The 23,218-nt window shown below is 33.8% G+C and carries 22 protein-coding genes and 1 pseudogene; 5 read left to right on the forward strand and 18 right to left on the reverse strand.

Annotated features, from left to right (window positions below):
* A pseudogene (locus AC1VAQ_RS16565) lies at positions 1-117 on the reverse strand (deoxyguanosinetriphosphate triphosphohydrolase); the annotation flags it as partial.
* A gap of 235 nt (positions 118-352) precedes the next feature.
* Here AC1VAQ_RS16565 and AC1VAQ_RS16570 point away from each other — a divergent pair.
* Complete coding sequence (locus AC1VAQ_RS16570; RefSeq protein ID WP_302596094.1) at positions 353-1,795, forward strand: DEAD/DEAH box helicase; 1,443 nt, start codon at positions 353-355, stop codon at positions 1,793-1,795.
* 73 nt (positions 1,796-1,868) lie between these two features.
* Positions 1,869-2,144 (forward strand): hypothetical protein, encoded by a 276-nt coding sequence (locus tag AC1VAQ_RS16575; RefSeq protein WP_302596092.1) that lies wholly within the window; start codon positions 1,869-1,871, stop codon positions 2,142-2,144.
* A gap of 98 nt (positions 2,145-2,242) precedes the next feature.
* Here AC1VAQ_RS16575 and AC1VAQ_RS16580 read toward each other — a convergent pair whose 3' ends face one another.
* The 12 genes from AC1VAQ_RS16580 to AC1VAQ_RS16635 all read right to left on the reverse strand — a co-directional run bounded on the left by AC1VAQ_RS16580 (position 2,243) and on the right by AC1VAQ_RS16635 (position 14,745).
* The gene (locus AC1VAQ_RS16580) at positions 2,243-2,419 is read right to left on the reverse strand and encodes a hypothetical protein (RefSeq protein ID WP_479904209.1); all 177 of its coding nucleotides are present in this window, start codon (positions 2,417-2,419) and stop codon (positions 2,243-2,245) included.
* A gap of 203 nt (positions 2,420-2,622) precedes the next feature.
* Complete coding sequence (locus AC1VAQ_RS16585; protein WP_479904210.1) at positions 2,623-3,777, reverse strand: HlyD family secretion protein; 1,155 nt, start codon at positions 3,775-3,777, stop codon at positions 2,623-2,625.
* A 433-nt stretch (positions 3,778-4,210) separates the two neighbouring features.
* Positions 4,211-5,098 carry an EamA family transporter gene (locus AC1VAQ_RS16590; RefSeq protein ID WP_302596081.1) on the reverse strand — a complete coding sequence of 296 codons (888 nt, stop codon included), beginning with the start codon at positions 5,096-5,098 and terminating at the stop codon, positions 4,211-4,213.
* 304 nt (positions 5,099-5,402) lie between these two features.
* Complete coding sequence (gene queF, locus AC1VAQ_RS16595; protein ID WP_302596078.1) at positions 5,403-5,900, reverse strand: preQ(1) synthase; 498 nt, start codon at positions 5,898-5,900, stop codon at positions 5,403-5,405.
* A 22-nt stretch (positions 5,901-5,922) separates the two neighbouring features.
* Entirely contained in the window at positions 5,923-6,588 is a 666-nt protein-coding gene (queC, locus tag AC1VAQ_RS16600) for a 7-cyano-7-deazaguanine synthase QueC (protein ID WP_479904211.1), read from the reverse strand.
* 15 nt (positions 6,589-6,603) lie between these two features.
* The gene (gene folE, locus AC1VAQ_RS16605) at positions 6,604-7,200 is read right to left on the reverse strand and encodes a GTP cyclohydrolase I (RefSeq protein ID WP_302596073.1); all 597 of its coding nucleotides are present in this window, start codon (positions 7,198-7,200) and stop codon (positions 6,604-6,606) included.
* A 20-nt stretch (positions 7,201-7,220) separates the two neighbouring features.
* Positions 7,221-7,895 (reverse strand): putative 7-carboxy-7-deazaguanine synthase QueE, encoded by a 675-nt coding sequence (gene queE, locus AC1VAQ_RS16610; RefSeq protein ID WP_302596068.1) that lies wholly within the window; start codon positions 7,893-7,895, stop codon positions 7,221-7,223.
* Positions 7,896-7,899: 4 nt separating this feature from the next.
* Positions 7,900-8,325, reverse strand: coding sequence for a 6-pyruvoyl trahydropterin synthase family protein (locus AC1VAQ_RS16615; RefSeq protein ID WP_479904212.1), 426 nt, complete (start codon positions 8,323-8,325; stop codon positions 7,900-7,902).
* Between the two features lie 445 nt (positions 8,326-8,770).
* Complete coding sequence (locus AC1VAQ_RS16620; protein ID WP_302596064.1) at positions 8,771-9,184, reverse strand: DUF3783 domain-containing protein; 414 nt, start codon at positions 9,182-9,184, stop codon at positions 8,771-8,773.
* Positions 9,185-9,188: 4 nt separating this feature from the next.
* Positions 9,189-11,303, reverse strand: a complete 2,115-nt coding sequence (locus AC1VAQ_RS16625) for a sensor domain-containing diguanylate cyclase (protein ID WP_302596062.1) — start codon at positions 11,301-11,303, stop codon at positions 9,189-9,191.
* A gap of 584 nt (positions 11,304-11,887) precedes the next feature.
* Positions 11,888-12,349, reverse strand: a complete 462-nt coding sequence (locus AC1VAQ_RS16630) for a flagellar basal body-associated FliL family protein (protein ID WP_302596059.1) — start codon at positions 12,347-12,349, stop codon at positions 11,888-11,890.
* Between the two features lie 224 nt (positions 12,350-12,573).
* Positions 12,574-14,745, reverse strand: a complete 2,172-nt coding sequence (locus AC1VAQ_RS16635; RefSeq protein WP_479904213.1) for a cellulase family glycosylhydrolase — start codon at positions 14,743-14,745, stop codon at positions 12,574-12,576.
* 357 nt (positions 14,746-15,102) lie between these two features.
* On the opposite strand from AC1VAQ_RS16635, the gene AC1VAQ_RS16640 reads away from it, so the two are divergent.
* On the forward strand, positions 15,103-15,537 hold the full coding sequence (locus AC1VAQ_RS16640) for a hypothetical protein (protein ID WP_302596053.1): 435 nt from the start codon (positions 15,103-15,105) through the stop codon (positions 15,535-15,537).
* 109 nt (positions 15,538-15,646) lie between these two features.
* On the opposite strand, the gene AC1VAQ_RS16645 is transcribed toward AC1VAQ_RS16640, so the two are convergent.
* The 3 genes from AC1VAQ_RS16645 to AC1VAQ_RS16655 form a co-directional block, all read right to left on the reverse strand.
* Positions 15,647-17,746: a cellulose binding domain-containing protein gene (locus tag AC1VAQ_RS16645; RefSeq protein WP_479904214.1), complete on the reverse strand. Its 2,100-nt coding sequence runs from the start codon at positions 17,744-17,746 to the stop codon at positions 15,647-15,649.
* A gap of 360 nt (positions 17,747-18,106) precedes the next feature.
* Positions 18,107-18,514 (reverse strand): PH domain-containing protein, encoded by a 408-nt coding sequence (locus AC1VAQ_RS16650; protein WP_302596049.1) that lies wholly within the window; start codon positions 18,512-18,514, stop codon positions 18,107-18,109.
* Between the two features lie 175 nt (positions 18,515-18,689).
* Positions 18,690-20,585, reverse strand: a complete 1,896-nt coding sequence (locus AC1VAQ_RS16655) for an alpha-glucosidase (protein WP_303243899.1) — start codon at positions 20,583-20,585, stop codon at positions 18,690-18,692.
* Between the two features lie 99 nt (positions 20,586-20,684).
* Between AC1VAQ_RS16655 and AC1VAQ_RS16660 the strand changes: the two genes are divergently transcribed.
* Complete coding sequence (locus AC1VAQ_RS16660; protein ID WP_302596044.1) at positions 20,685-21,338, forward strand: M48 family metallopeptidase; 654 nt, start codon at positions 20,685-20,687, stop codon at positions 21,336-21,338.
* Between the two features lie 75 nt (positions 21,339-21,413).
* On the opposite strand, the gene AC1VAQ_RS16665 is transcribed toward AC1VAQ_RS16660, so the two are convergent.
* Positions 21,414-21,830, reverse strand: a complete 417-nt coding sequence (locus AC1VAQ_RS16665) for a MarR family winged helix-turn-helix transcriptional regulator (protein WP_302596042.1) — start codon at positions 21,828-21,830, stop codon at positions 21,414-21,416.
* A gap of 159 nt (positions 21,831-21,989) precedes the next feature.
* On the opposite strand from AC1VAQ_RS16665, the gene AC1VAQ_RS16670 reads away from it, so the two are divergent.
* The gene (locus tag AC1VAQ_RS16670) at positions 21,990-22,451 is read left to right on the forward strand and encodes a DUF2798 domain-containing protein (RefSeq protein WP_302596041.1); all 462 of its coding nucleotides are present in this window, start codon (positions 21,990-21,992) and stop codon (positions 22,449-22,451) included.
* Between the two features lie 173 nt (positions 22,452-22,624).
* On the opposite strand, the gene AC1VAQ_RS16675 is transcribed toward AC1VAQ_RS16670, so the two are convergent.
* Positions 22,625-22,939 (reverse strand): hypothetical protein, encoded by a 315-nt coding sequence (locus AC1VAQ_RS16675; protein ID WP_302596040.1) that lies wholly within the window; start codon positions 22,937-22,939, stop codon positions 22,625-22,627.
* Between the last annotated feature and the right edge of the window lie 279 nt (positions 22,940-23,218).

Below are 23,218 nucleotides of genomic sequence, written 5' to 3' on the forward strand. Positions count from 1 at the left end.
CGGACGAATATCGCATTCCGGTTCTTCTCTGTCCCGCCCTCTCGAATCCTGACTCAGCATCGCATAAGAGCTTAAATATGTACGTTCTGATAATTCCAACTGTTCACGAATTGTCATACGATGGTTATACTCCCTGTATCTTGTTACAAGATTTCATGTTCATTTTGCCTGTAAAGCATAAATATCCTATTTTATATATTCCGTGTAATTTTCCTGTTTCCTTTTTTCTTTTTATTTTTTAATATTCATTTGTTTTATTTATTATTTTCCCTTTTTTCTTACTCCCTAGCCTTCTGTTAGGTATTGTTGTATAATGAAGATTACGTAAAAGACTTTTATTAAGGAGATTATAATGATTACTGATTTTACAGCACTTAATTTAAATACAAAGCTTATAGATGGCTTAAAAGCTCAAAACATCACAGTTCCTACACCCATCCAAGCACGTACGCTTCCTGCGTTCTTAGAAGGTTATGATATCATTGCTGAATCTTATACAGGAAGCGGCAAAACACTTGCTTTCGTTCTTCCTCTATTTGAAAAAATAGATACTACAAAAAATGAAATGCAGGCTATTATCCTTGCACCAACTCATGAGCTTGTTATGCAAATTCATGAACAAATCTCTTTACTTGCTAAAAACAGTGGTATCCCTGTCACTTCTATGCCTATCATGGGTGAAGTAAACATCGAAACACAAATCAAGAAGCTTAAAGACCGTCCACACATTATCGTAGGTTCTGCTGGGCGTGTACTCGATCTTATGGAACGCCGCAAAATTACAGCGCACACAATTCAAACTGTTGTTTTAGATGAAGCTGACAACCTCTTAGGTCAAAATCAAGCAGGCACAATTAAACGCTTACTGCATATGACAATGCAAAAACGTCAGCTTTGCATCTTCTCAGCTTCTATTACAAAACAAACTTTAGATGTAGCCAAAACATTTATGCCAGCACCAACAATTATTCAAATGGCACCTAAAACTTCTCTCAATCCAAACATTGAGCATATGTACATCGTAGGCGATAAACGTGATAAATTTGAGCTTCTTAAAAAATTACTTTTAGCTACTAAGACTCAAAAAGCGCTTATCTTTGTAAGTCAAAATACTGATGTAACTACAATTATTGAAAAACTTCAATATCATAACTACAAGATTGCTTCAATCTCTGGTAAAGTTTCAAAAGAAGAGAGAAAAAATGCACTTATGCGTTTCAAAAAAGGTCAGGTAGAGCTACTTATTTCATCAGATCTTTCAGCGCGTGGCTTAGATGTACCAGATATTACGCATGTTTTCCACTTTGATATGCCACTTACAGCGCAAGATTACCTTCACCGTGCAGGACGTACAGCGCGTGGTATTGCTAGCGGTACCTCTATTTGTATCACATCTCCTAAAGAGCTAGGAGCTATTCGTATTTATGAACGTGAATACAACATTAAATTTGCACCTATTACACTTGTAAAGGGTGCCATCAAACGTTTAGATTCAGGGGAAGTCATTAAAGCTGAAGCACCTAAAAAAGCTGCAAAAGAAGCACCCGTTTCAAAGAAAGAATCACGTAATAAATATCCAAAAGGCTTCAACAACGATAAAAAAGCTGGTAAGAAATCAGCACCTGCTGATAAAATGGCTGCTTCAAAAAATACAGCTCACAAGGTTTCTAAAAATCAAATGGCCTCTCTTGCCACTAAAAAATCTAAAGGCACAGCAAAACCTACTGCAGGTAGCTTTTCAGACATTATGTCTCTTATTGAGGCAGATGCGAAATTCGGTAAAAACTACGAATAATTTATGTTTTTCTCCTTTTATTGTGCTATAATCATATTAACAAGTACAATTTATAAGAGGGGGCGACAAAATCATGGCAAAACTGGCTTTAAATTTATCTAGAGCGTTAGAACCGTTACAAAATGAACTAAAAGATACAATGCATCTACTTTGTCCAAATACAAAACCTGTCAAAAAAGATGATAATTTATTTGAAGTCATAGAAGGATTTGCTAATAAATATGGCAAGTCCCCCTATACTTCTGTGGATGATATTTTAAATGCATCCTTATCAGAAGCACAGTATATGTCATCTGCTAGGACCGTTTCCTTTGGCGATGCACTTAAAGAACTTTTACCTACATCCTAATAAAAGGAGATGTCCATTTTGGACATCTCCTTTTATTGTTCCTTTAATTTGATTTTTACATTCAGTAGACTAAAGTAGGCGTGCTTCATATAATATCCTTAAGGTTGTCCAATTTCATGAGTTGACTCCTCTCCTGAATTTATTGTTTCAAATGCTTGGATATTTCCATCTAACATTCTAATAATTGAATCCCCATATAAAGCTGATTCCGGTGAATGTGTAACTTGTACAATTGTTGTTTTATACTCTCTATTGATAGTCCTAAATAACTCCATGATGATTTTTCCTGACTTTGAATCTAGATTTCCTATAGGCTCATCTACCAGTACAATTTCAGGCTTGAAAATTAATGCTCTCGCAATAGCTACTCTTTGCTGCTGATAAACTTATAGAAATTAATAGTAATAACGTCTTAGATTTGTTTTCATATACATTTTTAATTACAAATTTAAAAAACATAACACTACTCCTATTATATTTATTTCACATAAATTACCGCTTCTACTTCATAGCCTAATTTAATTAAATCCATATCAACTTCTTTTAGCCTTACATCTACTTTTAAAATAGTATCTCCATTAGATTCCTCTGCTTGATAAGATATTCTCTCAACCTCACCTGGAATAGTTTGTTCTGTTCCGGTAATGGTAACATCAGCCTTATCACCTATTTTGATTTTTTGGCCTGCATCCTGTGGTACATTAATACTAGCAATAAGTTTATCAGTCGCTACTGTTTCTATAAGCGCCTTTCCTTCTTCTCCTGTCCAAGGACTTCCTTCTGTAACATTCACTTGCGTTACAATGGCACACTCTTGATTTACTACAATATTTCCATTCTGACTATTTAACTGCTTAAGCTTGTCCTTTATTTGAGCAATTTCACTTTTCAATTTATCCATGCTCATAATAATCTCTTCATTCTTGACTTGATTGTTTATTTTATCATTTGAAAGTTGTATTTCATTGACTTCCATAGTATTACGCAAATCACTAATCTCATTTTCCAAATTAAGCTTAGTCTGCGCTATGTTATTTAAGACCTGATTCCTCTCTTGTTCCTCATTTTTAATATCCAGTTCTAAAATTTTCAATTCCTGCTCAGAAATGCTGCCCGCTTCATATAATGCCTTATTCATCTCATACTTTTCTTGCATTAATGCAATCTGACTATCAAATATTTTCACTTGTTCCTTATAATTTATCAACACACTATCGCTTTCATTATCCAATATTCTTTGTTTTTCAGCTATTTTGTTCTTTGTATATTGAATTTGTGTGTTTAATGTACTAATGATTTGATTATTTTGTTCAATCTTTGATTGTAAACTTTTTAGTTCTTTTTCCTTCGCAGAGATTTTTTCCTTATACACTGTATCATCTATAACTGCTAATACATCTCCCTTATGTACTACATCCCCTACTCTTACATTGATACTACTAACCACTATTGGAAATTGTATGTAAATGCCATTTTTCTCCTCTTCTACTATAGTCCCAAATTCATTAACAAATTCTTCTTGCACTTGCTTTTCTTCACTAACTACATTATTGGTTTCTTCAGCTTTTTTACTCCCACACCCTGTCATCGCAATTAATAGTACTATTACTAAAAAAAAGTGTTTTTTTCGCATGTCACTCCTCCACTCTTTAATTGTTTGTTTTATTCAATTGCATTGTAATTTACTGAAAATATAAATAGTTTTGTTCAATTATAGCATGATTATAATTTTTAAACTATAAACATCAATATCAAAACTTATATTATGCCCACTCTAACAGCCGCTCTACTATAGATTTCACATTTATAAATTTTTAATTTATTTCATTTGAAAATCTACTCTATATAACAAAATTCACAGAACACAAGAATTACAATAAAATGACATAAAGAAACTGCCATCAAATAAATCTGATGGCAGAAAGAAATTTACTTTAAAAAGGACAAAGATACTAAGCATCTCTTAGTATCTTTGTCCTTCTTTATACCCTCGGTTAAAGTATATCCTCATTATTGATTTTTATTCATATTTCTTAAATCCTACATATTTTTTCCTTAATGTATCCTTATATAAATAACATCAATATCCCTACAATCAAAATCCCTGTACATAATACCTTTTTCTTTAAATTAGGTTCTTTAAAAATAAGGCCTCCTACCAATACAGATACCACAATAGAGACACTACGAAGTGGCATAGCTATAGAAATAGGCGTATTGGGCATATTTAATCCTGCAAAATAAATACGATCAGCTAGTATAATGCATAAACTCATCCATAAAATATTCCAGTCCCATTTTAATTTTAGTGCTTCCTTTTGAATATACTTACGCCCTAAATAAGTTAACACATAAAAGAGCATCATGAAAAATAAAAACCATACCTGTACAATACTACTTGTCAGCTTAGAATCCATTCCCTTTAATGTAAGTGTTGCCGTTACCTGACCTATAGCTATTTTATCAATCAAACTTGTGACTGCATTAAGAACTGAACCAATAATCATATAGTAAAAATACTTATTTCTAAAAATATGCTTAACTTCAAACTTACCTACCTTACTTATAAAATAATAGGCCACAAACATAATGGCAATCCCCACCCATTGCATAGGTTCAAGCACTTCTCCCAATACAATAATGCCTAAAATAATCGAAAATAACGGTGTCACTGTATTAAAGGGCGTAATCACACTAATAGGCAATTGCTGCAGCGCCAAGAACATAAAATTCCATCCTATGTATATAATAAGGCTCTTTAATGCCAACAACAAAATCGTATTCCCGCTTATAAGCACTGCATTTCTCATTTCATAAGCTACAAGTACAAATGATAATATACTATAAGCTGTCAGCACCGCGATTACATTTTGACCTCTTAAAGCCAATTTCTTAGAAATATCCCAACACCCCAAAAAAACCCCCGCAACCAAAAACATCCCAAAAGCAATCATTTTATTTCCCCTTTTCTTTTGTATGATTTCCTGTCATCTTAGTTCTAATCTACTGTTTATAATTGTACAATATTTTTTATACATTTTAAACCAACTTTATTTTTACACCATTAAATAATGTTGAAACTATCATTTTAAAAACTAAAAACAGCACCTATATAGTGCTGTCTGAACGAAGCGCAGCGCAGTGAGTTCACACCGTTTCTTTTGTTATCGAACTTAGAACCTCACAGATTACGGAGCGTGTAGCTAGTAGAGCCCAGTGGAGCAACGGACCATTTTTTGTGACACCTGTTTAATAGCTTTATCTATTATCCACCTTCTCAGGATACATATCATGATGCATTAAACGATGTTCTGCCATCTGTTCAAACTTTGTTCCTGGCTTACCATAATTACAATATGGGTCAATGCTAATGCCACCTCTTGGTGTGAATTTCCCCCATACCTCAATATATTTAGGGCCCATGAGCTTAATTAAATCTTTCATAATAATATTTACACAGTCCTCATGAAAATCTCCATGATTTCTAAAGCTAAAAAGATATAACTTAAGAGATTTGCTCTCTACCATCTTCTCACCTGGAATATAACTAATATAAATCGTCGCAAAGTCTGGTTGACCTGTAATAGGACAAAGGCTTGTAAATTCAGGGCAATTAAATTTTACCCAATAATCATTTCCAGGATGCTTATTATCAAAGCTTTCTAAAATATCTGGGTCATAACCAAATTTATATTGCACCCCTTGGTTTCCTAGTAATGTAACATCTTGCATTTCTTCTCTTTGTCTTCCCTGCATTTTAATTTCTCCTATCTTCTACCTATGCTTCTTTACTTTTTAAATATGTCTCAAGGCCTCTTTGTCTCAATTTACAAGCAGGACATGTACCACAGCCATCACCTATTACGCCATTATAGCAAGTTAATGTCTTTTGTCTTACATAATCTAACCTGCCAAGCTGATCAGCCATTTCCCAAGTTTGGGCTTTATCAATCCACATAAGTGGTGTATGCACTACAAAATTGTAATCCATTGCTAAATTTAAGGTAACATTTAAAGATTTAATAAAAATATCTCTACAATCTGGATAACCACTAAAATCTGTTTCACACACACCCGTTACTATATGTCTTGCCCCTTTTACCTTAGCCATTACACCAGCAAAAGTTAAAAAAAGCATATTACGTCCTTCTACAAAAGTTGAAGGTAATTCTCCTTCTTTTGTTTCAATCTCAATGTCATCTCTTGTTAAAGCATTTGGTGCCAGCTGATTCAAAAGTCCCATGTCAAGTACATGATGCTCTATCCCTAACTCCTCTGCTATATCTCTTGCACACGCAATCTCCAAAGCATGACGCTGCCCATAATCAAATGTTACTGCAATGACCTCATCAAACTTCTCCATCGCCCAAAATAAACAAGTCGTAGAATCCTGTCCACCACTAAATACAACAATCGCCTTTTCCTTCATCCTAATCTCCTCCATCTCTAATCTTAATTTTTAATCTTTCACCAATTCCACAGCTTCTCTTCTCATCTCACTATCCTTCTCAAAGCAGCCTCTAAAAGTAGTACTACGTGTTACAACACCAGGTTTCTTAATTCCTCTAGCCGTCATACAGCTATGTTCACCCTCTATAAAAACACCTACATCTTCGCTTCCTGTAATACGCATCATAATATCGGCAATATCACTTCCAATACGTTCTTGAAGCTGTAATCTCTTCCCAACCATATCTGCGATACGTGCAACTTTGCTAAGGCCTATAACCTTACCGCAAGGTTTATAAACCACAGAAACCTTCATATTATACATCAGTGCCAAATGATGCTCACAGTAACTAAAAATAGGTATATCCTTAATCACTACAAGGTCCCCATGGTTTTCATCTAGATAATCTTCCTCCTCAAAGGTCTTCCCAAAAATCTCCGCCAACTCTTCATTCGTATAGTTCATTCCTTCAAAGACTTCTGCATACATTTTAGCCACACGTTTAGGCGTTTCTCTAAGACCTTCTCTTTCTGGATTATCTCCTAAGGCAATAAGGATTTCCCTAATATGATAACAAATCTTCTCTGTATCAATTTGCTTTGCCATATAACTTTCCTCCAGTCTATTTAGACCCCTCTACTTTCTTTAGGCCAAATTATTTTATGTAACTGCAGCTGCAACTTCACATCATTTAACTGTTTTTCTTTCATGAAATCCACGATTACAGCTGAATCTATATTTTCTCTTACAGGGCTTAAATACACCTGACAACGCTTAGCTAACTCATATTTTTTAATAAGGTCATAAGCTCTTTCTAAGTCTTCTGTACTTGCAATTACAAATTTATAAACATCATTCTTTGTCACAACTTCTAAGTTTTTTTCTACCATTTTATGCTGCATGCCACTGCTTGGGAGTTTATAATCTACAATGAAATGCATAGCTGCATCCTTATATCTTTGCTTAAATGGCGTAATATCTACAGCCCCATTGGTTTCAATATGTGTCGTTATCAAAGGCATTTTAGCCAATAAGTCTAAAATCTCCTCTATATGCTTTTGCCAAAGCGGTTCCCCACCTGTAAGGGTTACATGCTTTACCCCTGTTTCCTTAATATAGTCACCAATTTCCATTGCTGTTAACATTTCCACATCACTACTACCATCAAATGAATACGTCGTATCGCACCAACTGCATCTTAAATTACATCCTTCAAAACGTACAAAAGTCGAAAGCGCGCCTGCTGTAGGCCCTTCACCATCTATGGATACAAACTTTTCAATAACCTTAAATTTATTCATGTCTCTACTCCTTATACGTACAACTATTCGTTGGTGTTTCAAAAAGTTCCACTTCTGAAACTGCAATGCCCTTATCTCTCAATAAACGATAAATATAGCGTGACATCTCTTCAGCTGTGGTGCGGAAAGGTAAATATAAAATTTTAAAAGCATTTGGCAACGCTGCTAACTGCGCCCCCACCTTACGGCCTTCTTCATTATCTTCTAGTACAAGCTTGTGATCAAAAAGCTCTTCTATTTCCTTTAATGCCCCTTTAATATTGCCGAAGTCATCTACCATACCACGTAATTGTCCTTCCTCATGTAATGTTTCACTTGCAACCCTTACAATGAGGCGATAACGATGTCCATGGATATTTTGGCATTTTCCTGTATAACCACTTAAATAATGTGCCATATCAAACTGTATTTCACTTTTTATAATAAACATATATTCCTCCATATTTTAAGTTTGGAATAGCAAAGTTAAAAATCGCACTTTCCTACTCTATGAAAAAAGGCTACTTTTACTGATTTCCATACACTGGTCATAAAAGTAGCCTAAAATTTAATCTCAAAAAAATAAGGCGGACAAATGTCCACCTTATCTACGCTTAGAATTTCGCCTCAACAAAAAGTCTGCTTCAGCTTAATTCTCAAGAAAGCAGCTCACGCCACATTCTTGACTCAAATTTTGAGTTTGGGCCTAGGAAAGTTAAAAATCTCTCTTTCCTAGGCTATAAAAAAAGGGTGCCAAGGCACCCTATATTTCTTATATAATAGCCTAGTTTTATTTATAGACAGGATGGTCTGAATGAACTGTCTGATTCAATTATTATTAACTTAACATAAACTCAAAATTTTTTCAAGTATTTAAATTAATTTAGATCTATTATTTAATGTGCTGTCTGGCCATTATTACGAAGTGCGGCACGTTCTTGGCTTAAATTCATAATTAATTCTTTAAATGACCAATGAATAGAATGCTCTGTTACAACAGCAATCAGTGGTCTTGCCATACGCATTTTTTTTAGTCCCTCGATAAATACATTCACCTTACCGCTTGGGATATTATTAAATACAATTGCTTTTTCATTTACATTTGTATCATTACCTATAGTTATTTTATTTTCTAAAATATCTTCAATAGTCGTTTCCACTTGGTTGGCTTCAAGTATAATGATGTCTTTTATCCCTGTAAGTCTTGCCACACTTTGAATTGCTTGCATTTCCTTAGGTGAGAAATGATAGACCATCATACAACTTCTTTCATGAATTTCTTTTAAGTCTTGCATTTTTTCAAATGACATATGTTTACCTCTCTTGTCTAGTATTTTCCTCATATACTACAATTCGGTTACGGCCTAATGTTTTTGCTCTATATAGGGCATCATCGGCCTTTTTAATACCTGTGTCAAAGTCCTCTTCCTCATTACATAAGTATACGCCACAACTAATGGTAATAGCAAGTTCTTCCTTTTCTTTCGCTATAAACTTATGCTCATTCACCTTTTTGTTAATACGTTCTGCAATCCTCTTGCTCGTTTCTACACTTATATCGCTTAGTATAACAATAAATTCTTCACCACCATAACGTCCTAAAAAGTCTATATTTCTTACACTCTCCTTAAGAATTTTCCCCACTTCCATAAGTACATGATCGCCACATATATGTCCATGTATATCATTAATCTTTTTAAAATAATCAATATCTAGCATAATAATTGCTGTTTTTTTACCCAGCTTCTGATTCCTTTTTAGTTGTTCCTCACCAAGCTTTAGAACTGTTCCACGATTGTATATCCCTGTAAGGGCATCATACATTGCTAAATATTCTACTTCATTGAATAAGTCTGCATTACGCAGTGCGACAGCTAAGTATGAAGCTAAAATCTGTAAGCTTCTTAAATCATTTTTGCTATAAGCATTCTTTTCATAATTGCCTATTGCAATAACACCAATAGGTTTATCATCTATTTTTAATTTAGTAAATATAGCTGATTTAATAATATTTCTTTCATTACCTACCACTTTTTCTAACATTATCAAATAATCCGTAAAGTTACCGTTATTAATAATAATGTCTTCATCCATTTGCAATGTCATGGTTCCTAGTGATATGACCTTATCATATAAGTCCTCATTGATGTCATCTATGACTTCACCATCTTTTCCATATGCTTTATAGAAGAACTCACCATTTTTCTTACGCATGCCTAAACCTACAATATCTGCTGGAACGAGTTCATTCACTTGCTCGTAAATCATATCAATTAACTCATCTATTTCTAAATTGGCCGTAAATCTTTGACCTACCTTAGAAATCTTTTGAACCTGTTGGTATAATCTTTTATAATTTTGCAGTTCTCGCCTTGTACTTTTTTGCTCTAATGCGGTCAACCATATATTATGTTTACTTTCATTTTTTAAATACTTTTCTTTTATCTTAACGGCACGATAAGCTTCTTTCCAATTACCTGTTAAATTATATAACGCTTCTAAAGCCCCATACGCTTGCGCCATTAAATGTATTGCATGAATCTCCTCTGCTAATGTTATGGCTTCCATTAATCTTTCTTCCACCTCATCCGCAATGCCGTGACTTACACGTTCTTCCCCCCAAGAAATAAGCCCACGTATAATTAACTCTTTATAATCGTTTGCTTTAGAAATTTCAAAACATTTTTTAAAGTCTTTTCTTGCTTCTAATGGTTTCTGAGAGCTATTTTGAATTTGACTACGTATATATAATATTTCTGCCACCGCATTGCTATCCCCTTGATTTAAGGCATAGGCATAAGCCTTTTCACAATGAATCATGGCTTCATCTAAATAATTAGTGTGTAATTTAATTTCAGCTAATGCACTTTCTATAAAGAGACATTTTCTCTCATCTTTTGTATAACCAATCTCTTCTAAATAATTAGCCACCTGTAAAGCTTTATCATATTCTTTAAGTTCAATATAAAGCTGCATAATATTTAAAACTAGCGTCTCTTCTGACTTAATCTGCCCATATTTCTTAGCAGCCTCAAGCCCTTGTAAGCCATATTCTAATGCTGTTTCAAATAATCCTTGTTTCATATATAAGATTAATAAAATATTACATGTACGTATAAGCTGATTATAATCTTTTAAATGCTCACATATTTCATAGATGACTAACGCTTTCTGAGTACCTTCTTCATATTTTGAAAAAGTTAAGTAATACCATTGCATACAAATTACAGCTCTTACATAAGCTGCTTCATAACTTTTATCTTTTTTAATATGTTCTTCTAAAAAACTCAGTGTTGCTTCCATTAATGCCTTTACATTTAATATATCTGTTTTCCAATTTTCTTTTGCATACTTAATAATATGTGTAATATATGCTTTATCTTTTTGTAAAGATTCTAGTTCCTTAGCAATGTCAATATTCAAATTCATTCGTACCCCCAACTACTTTTTTAGGTATGTCCTCTATTTTACATTATTTCTTTTTAAAAATATACTTCTTAAATGTAAATTTTTACAGAAAAAGAGGGTGCTCATTAATGATATAAGCGCTAATACAATTAGCGATATACCTTGATGTAGACACCCTCTTCTCTCCTGCTAAGGCTCTGCTTATCTGGCTTTGTGTTATACTTAAATACTTCGTTACTTTTCCTAGATTAACAATCTATAAAATGTGCGCTGACTTTGGGTAGCCCCCATGCTAAGACCTTAACTCTAGGTTTACAGTAACTACTTTTCCATTAAGCGTTTAATCACATACCTCGCATCCTTTTGTCAGGTATTCAATTAGGTTTTGATATCTTGTGCCAAATTAATCTGCTACTGCATTTCAATCTCCAACGGTACCATCTCCTAAAATCTATACCTCTCATCTGATATGTTTTACATATCACATCCTCGGTACATTAATATTATGTGCAAGCTATTTTATTTTATGCCACTTCATTTTAACCAATTTATTCCATTATTTTTATAACTTTTAAATAGAGCTTTTAGTTGGCTGCTCTATGTTTCTATTGATACACTGTATCAAATAAAATAACATCTGTTACATACTCTACTGGCAACGCTTCATTACTATCAATTCTTTCATTAAGCAATGCATTAATCTCATCCTTAATATATAACTGGGTATCTTCAAAACAACCTTCAGCTGCAATATCCTCTAGTTTTTTTTCTCTAAAGTATGCACCAATAACTGAATTAATATCTTCTTCACAAGTACTTAAGGTGTGCGTGACTTTCTTTTTATATTTATCTTTGTAATAAATCTTGCATCCTGTACTTACAATATGTATCGCCCCATTATCATCGGTCTTTGTATTAAAATATCCCTTATCAATAAGCACCATTTGGCGGTCTGCTTTTTCCCCTCCCATATTTCCATTAAATGCAAAGAAAATTATGGCAAAGGCTGCTAATGCTGTTACAAGAAATGTACTTGTAATTAAAATAATAACTGTATTTTTTTTCATAAATGCCCTCCCTCTCCCTTTCATATAGTTTCTACTTTAAAATATCATGAATCACTTGAATTTTCAATAAACATTAGCAATTTAAAATTTTTTGTTGTATTTTAATGTGACTTTTATTTATTTTAACATACTATAAATGGCATGAGCCCCTTGCATCATGCCATTTATATCTTCTTTATTTATGATTTATGTTATGATTTATGCCCTAAAACTCTTTATACTACTTATTTTACAAGGCTACCATTATAATAGACTTCTGTTACGCCTGCAGTTAAATTTTCCATATTACTCCAATCCATATTAGCGATACGTGTTTGAAGTGTAAGTGTTCCTTCATTTACTTTTGCATCTACTTCTGGCATTGTTATCTCTAAATAGTAACCTTCATTTGTTTGTACAAATTCATATTTTACAAGTGACCCAATGCTCATATACCATGGTGCTTCTTTAAGTGCAAGACCTGCATTATCACACCAGAAGTTCATTTCTTTTGTATCAGCTTTTGTAAAATAGTAACGTACTGCTACCTTTGATAAATCAACTTGCTCCTTACTTGCTATCTCAACGCTAAAAACTGCATTATTTGCATTACCGCTTTGTGTAACACTAATGCCAGCTACTGTTTCATCACCGCCATCACCTGTATTCCCGCCGGTGTTGTCTCCTGTATTGCCGCCATTATTGTCTTCATCATCAGTTTCTAGTGCCTTACCTGTTACTGTGTTTCCTGATTTAACGACTTTATAATTTACAACTTCACCACTTAAAAAGTGTACTTTAAGTGTTATTTCACCATCATTTGTTTCTGCAAAGAAAGCGTCTTTGATTGTGAGTGTATTATTTGTATAGTCTGGTGCAAATGTTTTAGCATATTCTTTGTACGTCGTCCAATTTTGAGGTCCTACCCCTGAACCATTTGCATCTACAGCTTCCATAGTCTCAACAATGTCACCTTTGTAACTTACTGGAATAGCAAGTACACTTGTTGTGCCTTGTGCATCGCTCATTACAGCACGATTATAATATTCTACATAAACTTTCCAATCTGCACCTTGTGAGAATTTAAATGTTAACGTCTTTTGTGTGCCATATGTACTTGTTAAAATGCTGTTTAGATAACTTGCCTTGATTGTAACAGCCTCATTCGTTGCTGTATAATCTTCACCTAAAACTAATTCTTTGCTGCCATCATTAATGCTTACTAATGTATTGCCATTTAAAGAAAGCTTTTGTGTGACATCACTTACTGTAGTACCTTTTTTAATAAAGATATGATCAGATTCTGTATAAGAAGATCTTGTTTCCCAACTTGCTTTAATCATATCAAATAAATCTTGGTCAGACCATGTATAGTTATAACGACTAAAATGTTGGCCATTGTCCCAAAGCATCATTGTGATATCTTTTTGATTTGCATAATATCCAAGATACTCCATATATTTGAGCATTTCGCCCTCTTCAATTGTGCCTAAGGCTGTATCAAAACCAAGAAGACCATATTCACCGCAGATTACACCAATTCCTTTTGAAGTAAATGCATTATACATACGGTCAAATGCACCTTCTAATTCACCTTGTACCCAATCATCAAATGTTGTACGTCCTGCAATATTTACACTAAAAGCCCAAGGACCATAGTAGTGGAATGTTGCAATAATATTAGGGTCATTTAATTTTTGAATTGAATTATAAAGACTTTCACAACGGTCTTCACTGTCATTTGTATTAAGTGTTGGAAGCACTAGCATTCTTGTTGCATTATTGCCACCAGAATTTCTTACGATTTCATAACATGCTTCATTTACCTGATTGTTAATTGCTATTTGCGCTGCATCACTACCATTAAATTGTGGCTCATTTAAAGATTCAAAGCATACTGTCTCTGGATAATCTTTAAAATAATCGGCAAGTTGACGCCAAATTGCCTGGTATTGTTTCATTGCTGAACCATCATCTGTGCCAATATTTTTCGCCCAATTCCAAGAATCATGATGCACATTAATCATAACATATAGGCCTTCATCAAGCGCCCAATTTACAACCTCTGCATAACGTGCTAAGAAAGTTGGATCAATCGTATAATCTGGTGCCTCACCAGTACGCATTACTGTTGTGAAAGGCATACGAATACTCTTAAATCCTTGTTCTTTAATATTATGTATAAGTTCCTTTGTTACTTTAGGATTTCCCCAAGATTCTTCTCCTCTGTCCCCATTGGTGTCATAACCATCAAAAGTATTTCCCAAATTCCAACCTGGTTGCATAGCATCTACATAAGCTTGTGAGGCAGTAACACTTTTTTCTGCCGCCTTAACAACATTGCCATTGCCAATGTTAAACATAGCCACACAAGTTATAGCCATCATAAATGCTAAAACTTTTTTCATTTTCTTCATTTGAAACTCCTCCTTAATTATTTTAAATTTTCTTATAACTTGGCTTATGTTTATATTAGTACATTTTCTTATCTATTAATACCCCTATTTTTAGATATATTTTACATTATTTTTTATCAATATTAACTTATTTTTATTTATTTTTTCACTTAAATGCTATCCTTCTGCTACCTCTCTATTATCTTTCACTAAAATCACTTATTTTCATTTTTATATTTTATTACTTTTTAATTACTTTCAATAATCATTTAAGATTATTTTAAGATTCAAAGTTTAAACTTGTCCTTAGGGGATTTTAATACTAAAGTTAAAGGCCTCAAATCAAGCGACGTATGTCGTAAAACAGGAGGGTTTCGTATGAATATTCAAGCAGCATCAACATCACTTGCAAGTTCCGTTTCTAGCTTTAGCAGTGCACATCTAAGTACTGCAACTTCTCAAGAAGCTGCAAAAACTGAAAGCGGGGATACACTTACAATTAGTGCAAAAGGTCTTTCTATGTTTGCACAAAATCAAACTGCAGCACAAGATGCACTTGCAGCTGTAAATGACGTTGAAAGCAAAGATGACAATGCTACACTTAAAACTATCTTAGAAGGTACTTCTACAGATGACGATGACGACACAACATCATCTACAACTAATTTAGCTGGGCTAACAGATGCTCAAATCGAGCAAAAAGTAGCTGATGGTACGATTACACAAGCCGAGGCTAATGCCGAGTTAGCTGCTAGAAAAAGTAAGACTGACAGTGAAAAGCAAACTGCAACATCTATCGATGTTTTAGTTTAAGTGATGTTTTAGTTTAAGTAATTACTAAAATAAAGGGTAAGATTATTTTCTAATGACTTAGATATAATCTTACCCTTTTACTGATGCTTTATTAAAATCTCCCTATTTTCTAGTTGTAAATGACTTCTAATGTACCTTCTTGGAAATTCGTCATTTCTGACCAATCTTCATTGGCCACACGAATTTGGATAAAGGCTTTACCTTGTCCTGGTGTTAATGTAAAAGAGGTATTAGGTTTAATTTCGATATAATACCTTCCATCTTCTTCACCTATTTCACCTGTTACATCATAAGTCATATCCATATGCCATGGTGCCTCATTTAATTGTAAGCCAGCATAATCACACCAGAAATTCATTGGTAATGAATCATCCTTTTGGAAGTAGTAACGTAGTGTTACTTGTGATAAGTCTGTTGCTTCTTTCGCTGTAATTTCATAAATCTGATCAATGCCTACATTAAAGTGAGTTGTCATATCTATTTCTACTAAGTCTAGACTTTCATCTGGTGTTTCTTCAGGTTTACCGTTTTCTTCACCATACACAGTACTTAACCAACCGCTTTCATCTAAGTCAATTTTTCCTGCACCTGCATAATCTGTTACCACACATACGACATCTTCAAGTGGTACAACATTATATTCATAAGGTAATACTTCCTCTGTATTATAAGTGAATTCAAAAGGCTCACTTGGTGGTGTAGATTTATGCATATCCTCCACACCTACTATAGATGAAGACCATGCCCAATCTCCAATCGTTGATTTATCATGCCAGTCAAAACCTGTTGTAAATAAGTTTTCACCATTGTTATCCCAGCTACCGCCTGTATAAGTCCCATATTCATTCGTTACCATAGAGTTTACAATAAGTGAACGATTATAAGCTGCCGCAAAAAGTGTATCCCATGGTGCATTCATATAAGCTGTATCATTACCTTGTAATTCATTGCCTACAAGTGGTTCATTAATCCCATTAAATACACATGTATCCGCCGCAATTGAAGCGCCATTTCTAGCATTTATCGCACGGCTTAATGTATATTTGCCATATGTCATAAAGGCCTCTTTGCTATTATGTACAGCTTGATGTGTAGAATCATCAATATAGCAGTTATATAAATGTCCTTTTCCTTGGCGAATCATAGGCACACGTTGTCCTACATTCATATAGTGGCAATACGCCATAGTCAGCTGAAGTCTTTGATTGCCATCTAATACTTCTCTTCCATCACTATATGTATAGTTTTTATAATCTTTGTCTCCTGAACCTGTTAAGTGACATTTTGAATGATATGCAGCATAGGCCATTATCTCATTCATTGTTGCGCCATTCTCACGTAAATTCCAGTAACGGCTTCCCTCACCTAAGTCACCATTTTGATACTTTTGCTCCATATATGTAATTGATTTATAAATTGGACTATCTGATGATGGATTCTCATCTGCTTCAAGACCGAATTCACACCACGATAAAGTTACCCCAGCTGCTCCATTTTCCATATCTAACATCCCATCTGCCCCCATAGCAAATGTACAGTGGTCAATCCATACATCATTGGCCCCATTAACTTTGATAAATGTCCAGCCCACTTCTTTATGTGCACCTGTATCATCCCATTGCCACATTTCATCAAAATTTAGGTTACGAATAACAAGGTCTTTACTTGAAGCTTGTAATTTTAATTCTGTATGTCTTATGGTACTAGCATTTTTTGAGAAAATAGTCAGCCCATCTGTATTTGAAATATTAAGTTTAGATGCACCACTTGCCTCTAATGAAGGATTTGTAAAGCCATAAGAAGGTGCACCATATTTTGAAATAAAATTAAATTGTTTTCTTTCTTCACTTGAAAGATTCAACTCATTCCAACCTAAATTTAAATCATTTTGCACTTCAATAACTTTAACCTCACCTGTCTGTGCATCTGCTAAAGCCTGTAAAAACTCCCTTTCATTAGTTACCTCACGGTAATATGCTGTTCCTATATATTCACTTCTATCTTTTACACCTAATGATGCAAAGCCTGTTACAGATAAAAAGCTTTCATCATAATCCTTGACCTCTCTAATTGTACCTGGAATTTCATTAACCTCGCCTTGCATAGTTGTACTTGCTGCCATAACATAGTTTGGAATCCCTACTACTGAAAATCCTGCTGCTGCAATACTTGCTGCTAAAATCATGCTTAATGTTCTGTTTAATTTCATGTACATCTCCCCCTGAGTCATATACTTTATTGCGTTCATATAGATTTCACATTTATAACTTTTAGTATTCATAGTTTTGAGTCATGTGAAATCATTGAGAGAAACCTTTTTACCTACATGGGTATTTCAGGTTTTTAGCTGATTTCTCTACATATTAAACAATTAAATAAAATATATTCATTAATTTAAGTACTTATTGCATAATAACTCTAACACAATTAAAAATATTTTTCTACATTTTTTAATATTTGTATTTATTTTATCAAATTTTTTTATATTATTTCACCACAAAATAAGGCATTTGCATTACTAATCTCACACTTAGTAAACAAATGCCCTATCGTTGTATCTTTTTTTATTTTATATACATAAATAATATTTTTTTACAAGGAAAATAATTTCTTTAGCTTGTGCTGCCTGCGCGCGTGGTACCTTGAAAGAAATAGGCGCACTATATGCTGCTCCTGATGAAGCCAGAGTCGTATTGCCATCTACTCCAATTTTAATATCTACATCTAAATCAAAATTTCCTGCTGTTTCATACGAAACTGTTTTTACCGCTTTCTTAGGAAAGAATTTAACTTCTACTTTCTTACCTGTTACACCTTGTACATCTACCATATAAATCCCATAGTTTGTTAAAACAACAGAATCTCTTATAAATTGATAGGATCCAATCACTTGTTCATCTTCAAAAAAGTAATCTTGCACATAACTTAAATCTGCTCCCACAGATGCCTTACCCGTTAACTTGTCATATAGTCCCATACGCTTCTCCTTGTTTAATTAATTTAATATACCTTAAAACACTATAGATTTCACATTTATAAAGTTTAGTTATTCATAGTTTTGAGTCATGTGAAATCATTAAGAGAAACCGATTTACCTACTTGTATATTTCAAGCTTTTAGTTAGTTTCTCTATATTAAAATTATACCATACCTTATGGTATTTCATAAAGGTTTGCTTCATAAGGACGCAGCCACTTATCTTCTACTTTATAATTTGAAATTATTTTTTGGTATTTTCTTACGCTTTGTTTACGTCTAATGATATTACCACTTACATTACACTCGATATAAAAAGTCTTCCCCGCCAACTTACGATAATACGTAAAAAGATTTTTGCACTTCTCATGGGTAAATATCACCTCACCATAAACTAAAGCTTTATTAGTCTTACGGAGAGCAATAAGTTGTTTATAGAAATGATACATGGAATTTTCTTCTTCCATTTCACTTTTTACATTATAATGCTTATAATCTTCATCTCCTATAATCCATGAAGTCCCCTTAGTGAAACCTGCTTCATCGCTATCATCCCATGGCATTGGTACTCTGCTATGGTCACGACTTCCTCTTAAGATTTTCTTAAGAGCTGTTTCCTCATCCATCGTTTTAATGAGTTCCTTATACAAATTAATGCTTTCAATGTCTCTAAAATCTTTAATTTGTTTAAACTTCTTATTAATAAGCCCCAATTCCTGACCTTGAAAAATAAATGGCGTTCCTTTTAATGTCATCTGAATTAAAGCAAGCAGCTTTCCTAATACTTCTCTATATTCAGGTCTTTCATCCACCTTAGAAATCATACGTGGATTATCATGATTTTCATAAAACAATGCCATCCAGCAATCATTCCCATAGCACTTCATCCACTTTATAAGATAGTTTTTAAGATAATTCAAATCATAGCTATATAAGTCAAATCGCTCATGACCGGGCATTTCTAAATGGTCAAATGAAAATACCATATCTAATTCTCTTCTGCTCTTAGCCGTAAGCTGCCGACTCATTTCAAGGCCTACACCAGGTGTTTCCCCCACTGTAAAAGCATTATGCTTATCAAAAGTTTCCTTCCTCATTTCCCTTAAATAGTCATGTAAGTGAGGGCCATAAAAATAGTGTTCAACGCCATAATACTTCATCATTTCTCCAAGTGACTTATTTCCCTCAGGCAAGCCCTCTCTCTTTGAAATATAGTTGATGACATCTAATCTAAAACCATCTATACCCTTCTCTAGCCACCAATTAATCATCTTATAAATCTCTTGACGCACAGCCACATTATCCCAGTTCAAATCCATCTGCTTCTTAGAAAACAAATGTAACGCCCAACTGCCTTGTGATTTATAATAATTCCAGGCCGGCCCGCTAAAATAAGAAGTCCAGTTATTAGGTAATTGATTTTCTTCTCCTTCTTTAAAAAGATAATAATCTTTATACAAAGAACCGCTCTCTTTTATAGCTTTTTGAAACCATTCATGCTCATCTGAGGTATGATTCACCACTAAATCCATAATGAGTTTCATCCCTCTTTTATGCACCTCATTTAAAAGTTTATCAAAATCCGCCATAGTACCGAATTCAGCCATAATTTTATAATAATCCCTAATATCATAGCCATTATCATCATTGGGCGAATCATAAATCGGGGATAGCCAAATCATATCTATACCAAGCCCTTGTAAATAATCAAGCTTCTCTATAATGCCATTAATATCCCCTATGCCATCTCCATTACTATCTTTAAAGCTCCTGGGATAAATCTGATAAACAATCTTCTCCTTCCACCAGACTTCTTCAATGCTCTCCTGACTCACTTCGACCATAGACTCTGCTTCATTTAGTAAAGTCAAAAAGGAGTTATAAAACTGCTTATCTAATAGCTTTCTACTAAGATGCATCACTGTTTTTAAACGAAGGTTCCCTACAATAGGATTTGTAAGTATCTTTTCACTCTTGCCAACTTGCATCAATAACTTATCCAAAATATCCTTTCCAACTGGGTTTTTATAAATATCTTTTAGCTTACTTTCAATGCCCAACTGCTCTGCCATTTAGAAGCCTCCCCTTATATTCTTTTCTCCATTATAGCCCCTTTTTTCCTCTCATGTTATAATAAAACTATTCATTTATATTATTTATGGAGATTACTTATGCAAATCACAATTGATCAAACAGAAATTTTCTTTCATGTCCAATATAGCAAACGAAAAAAGATGACACTAGAAGCTACGCCAGAAGGTCATATCACTGTAAAGGCACCGTCTAAATCTACAGAAGCGGACATTATGTCTTTTATGAAAGCTCATAGCAAAGCCCTTCTAGATTTTCAAAAACGCCTTGAAAATAGAAAGTTTATTTCAAGCCAAAAAAGTTACAACGAAACTGAAAACTTCTTATATCTAGGCAAAGCTTGTACTTTAAATGAACTACTTGAAATCATCCCAGAAACTGAAGAAGAAGTCCAACTTGCTCTCAAAAAATTTTATACTACTAAGACAAAAGAAATCGTAAAAAAACGTGTTAAACACTTTGAAAAGATTATCGGCGTCAAATCCAAGAGCATCACCGTAGTAAATTCACCTAAATCTTGGGGAACCTGCAATAATCTTAAGGACCTCACCTTCAATTACAGACTTTCTATGGCTCCGCTGCATGTTATTGACTATGTTGTCATTCATGAACTTTGCCATATTCTTCACCTCAATCATGACCGTTCCTTCTGGCGCAAGGTAGGTGCTTACGATAGCAATTATGAAGCTCATCAAGCTTATCTTGCACGCTTTGGCGGTGTAATGACCATTTAAATTATCTAAAAAAGCTAGACATGGGGCACGGCTTGTGCAAATGTCTAGCTTTTTTTAATATGAAAAAATCCTCTACTATAGCCAGTCTTCTGCTAAAAGATTTTTTAGCAAACTGATGGCCTCTTTACCAATCTTTTCCGTAATTTCTTTTTCAATTGCCTGTTTTAACTTCTTGCTGTTTTCGCAGTACTCCTGCCCCTTTTCTGTAAGCCTGGCATATTTACCCTTACCTTCTGCTTCAAAAACTAAGTAGCCTTTAACTTCTAACTGCTTTGCACACTTTGACATAGCTTGTCTTGAAATGTTTGCCTGTCTTGCAACTTCTGCTAGTGCAATCCGTCCCATGCTCAGCTTTGCAAGAAGCATCGCTTCCGTATGTGAAATCTCACTTTCCATGGTGCGTTCCCATCGCTGCTCAACTTCTCTTCTTAGTACAATATGTTTTTCACTGATTAAATCAATTAAGTTCAACTTTTTTAACTGGTCCTTCATAAGCACCCTACTTTCACTATTTTTCTAGTTCTTTAATTATATCCTCTTTTTTTAAAAAATACTACTCAGGTTGTCAACTAAGTTGACATTCTACTCAAAACCATTTAGAATAAGATTTGTCAACTTAGTTGACACTTTTAATTTAGAAAGGATATAAAAATGGGACAAACAAAATCACAAAAATTTATTTTTACTTTAATGATGTGCTTCGGCATGGTACTTGGTATGACAATTTATAATATGCTTTTAAACGAAGGCTTTCATCCTGCTTTCTTCACTAATCTTCTTAAAGACTTTTGGCTTGGCTTCTTAGTTGCCCTCTTAATAGATGTATTCATCGTAGGCAAACTTGCAAAACCTATTGCTTTTAAAATCGTTAAACCTAATAAAAACACAAAGCCAATTAAAATAATCTTAGCAATTTCTTCTTGTATGGTCATTGGCATGGTCTTATTTATGTCTTTATATGGTGCTATTATCGCTGTTGGTTTTAACAGCATCACACTTAAGATTTATCCATTATGTGTTATGCGTAACTTCATTATGGCATTACCGCTTAACTTAATCATCGTTTCACCCCTTGTAAGATTTACATTCGGCAAACTTTTCCCAGCTGCTTAATGCCTACTTAAAATACAAAAGAGCTGTTATGAAACGCCTCAAATGATGTGACCCCAATAAGTTAGATTTTTAGGTCTAACTTATTGGGGTCAGTTCACAAATCGTTTCATAACAGCTCTTTTATGTTAAACTTCTTGTATTGTTCCCCTTTGTATAAAAAGCAACTTTAACCCTTATATGCGAACTCTTTCTTTTTCTTGGTTCTCTCTTTTTATGACTGATCTTAATCTACGCAGACCTCTTGGACCACCTACACCCTTAGCTAAAATATATGTATCGAAATAACGACACAAATCATATGAAATCTCTGGTAGCTCATTGCAGATATACACAAGATCTAGCGAACTCTTAATAAGTTCATCTTCAAAGGCATGTACAATTAGCTTTGCTGAATTCATCTGCTGTGTGTACTGCATCTTGCCATAGTTTTTTTCAAACTCCAAAATCTTTCTCATGTCATTTACAAACTTATCAATTCTCTCATTCATGTATTTTCCCCTCCAGTCTACTTTATTACCAGTATATCATGTTTTTTGGAGGAGTTATATGGAATTTTATAGAATATTATTTGTTATATGACAAAGAGGTCTGCAATTATAGTTTTATTAAAGCCTTGATTTTTCGTATTCGAATCCCATATATATGTTAAATAGATTTACAACTATACCTTGTTATTTATTGTTAATGAAATATTTCCTTAACAATAGCTTTACAATTATAAAATAGACTCTTTTTACAATAGGTTTGCAACTATAATATCAGTCAAA

The sequence above is a fragment of the Cellulosilyticum sp. genome, assembly GCF_982396655.1.

Bases quoted from the DNA above. Each gene is read 5' to 3' on its own strand.
- AC1VAQ_RS16655 (WP_303243899.1), bottom strand. From the start codon at position 20,585: ATGGCAGAGCAGTTGGGCATTGAAAGTAAGCTAAAAGATATTTATAAA.
- AC1VAQ_RS16580 (WP_479904209.1), bottom strand. From the start codon at position 2,419: ATGGAGTTATTTAGGACTATCAATAGAGAGTATAAAACAACAATTGTA.
- AC1VAQ_RS16665 (WP_302596042.1), bottom strand. From the start codon at position 21,830: ATGAAGGACCAGTTAAAAAAGTTGAACTTAATTGATTTAATCAGTGAA.
- AC1VAQ_RS16575 (WP_302596092.1), top strand. From the start codon at position 1,869: ATGGCAAAACTGGCTTTAAATTTATCTAGAGCGTTAGAACCGTTACAA.
- AC1VAQ_RS16615 (WP_479904212.1), bottom strand. From the start codon at position 8,325: ATGTTTATTATAAAAAGTGAAATACAGTTTGATATGGCACATTATTTA.
- queC (WP_479904211.1), bottom strand. From the start codon at position 6,588: ATGGAGGAGATTAGGATGAAGGAAAAGGCGATTGTTGTATTTAGTGGT.
- AC1VAQ_RS16660 (WP_302596044.1), top strand. From the start codon at position 20,685: ATGCAAATCACAATTGATCAAACAGAAATTTTCTTTCATGTCCAATAT.
- AC1VAQ_RS16570 (WP_302596094.1), top strand. From the start codon at position 353: ATGATTACTGATTTTACAGCACTTAATTTAAATACAAAGCTTATAGAT.
- AC1VAQ_RS16620 (WP_302596064.1), bottom strand. From the start codon at position 9,184: ATGTCATTTGAAAAAATGCAAGACTTAAAAGAAATTCATGAAAGAAGT.
- AC1VAQ_RS16585 (WP_479904210.1), bottom strand. From the start codon at position 3,777: ATGCGAAAAAAACACTTTTTTTTAGTAATAGTACTATTAATTGCGATG.
- AC1VAQ_RS16675 (WP_302596040.1), bottom strand. From the start codon at position 22,939: ATGAATGAGAGAATTGATAAGTTTGTAAATGACATGAGAAAGATTTTG.
- queF (WP_302596078.1), bottom strand. From the start codon at position 5,900: ATGCAGGGAAGACAAAGAGAAGAAATGCAAGATGTTACATTACTAGGA.
- AC1VAQ_RS16640 (WP_302596053.1), top strand. From the start codon at position 15,103: ATGAATATTCAAGCAGCATCAACATCACTTGCAAGTTCCGTTTCTAGC.
- AC1VAQ_RS16670 (WP_302596041.1), top strand. From the start codon at position 21,990: ATGGGACAAACAAAATCACAAAAATTTATTTTTACTTTAATGATGTGC.
- AC1VAQ_RS16625 (WP_302596062.1), bottom strand. From the start codon at position 11,303: ATGAATTTGAATATTGACATTGCTAAGGAACTAGAATCTTTACAAAAA.
- AC1VAQ_RS16635 (WP_479904213.1), bottom strand. From the start codon at position 14,745: ATGAAGAAAATGAAAAAAGTTTTAGCATTTATGATGGCTATAACTTGT.
- AC1VAQ_RS16650 (WP_302596049.1), bottom strand. From the start codon at position 18,514: ATGGGACTATATGACAAGTTAACGGGTAAGGCATCTGTGGGAGCAGAT.
- AC1VAQ_RS16590 (WP_302596081.1), bottom strand. From the start codon at position 5,098: ATGATTGCTTTTGGGATGTTTTTGGTTGCGGGGGTTTTTTTGGGGTGT.
- queE (WP_302596068.1), bottom strand. From the start codon at position 7,895: ATGAATAAATTTAAGGTTATTGAAAAGTTTGTATCCATAGATGGTGAA.
- folE (WP_302596073.1), bottom strand. From the start codon at position 7,200: ATGGCAAAGCAAATTGATACAGAGAAGATTTGTTATCATATTAGGGAA.
- AC1VAQ_RS16630 (WP_302596059.1), bottom strand. From the start codon at position 12,349: ATGAAAAAAAATACAGTTATTATTTTAATTACAAGTACATTTCTTGTA.
- AC1VAQ_RS16645 (WP_479904214.1), bottom strand. From the start codon at position 17,746: ATGAAATTAAACAGAACATTAAGCATGATTTTAGCAGCAAGTATTGCA.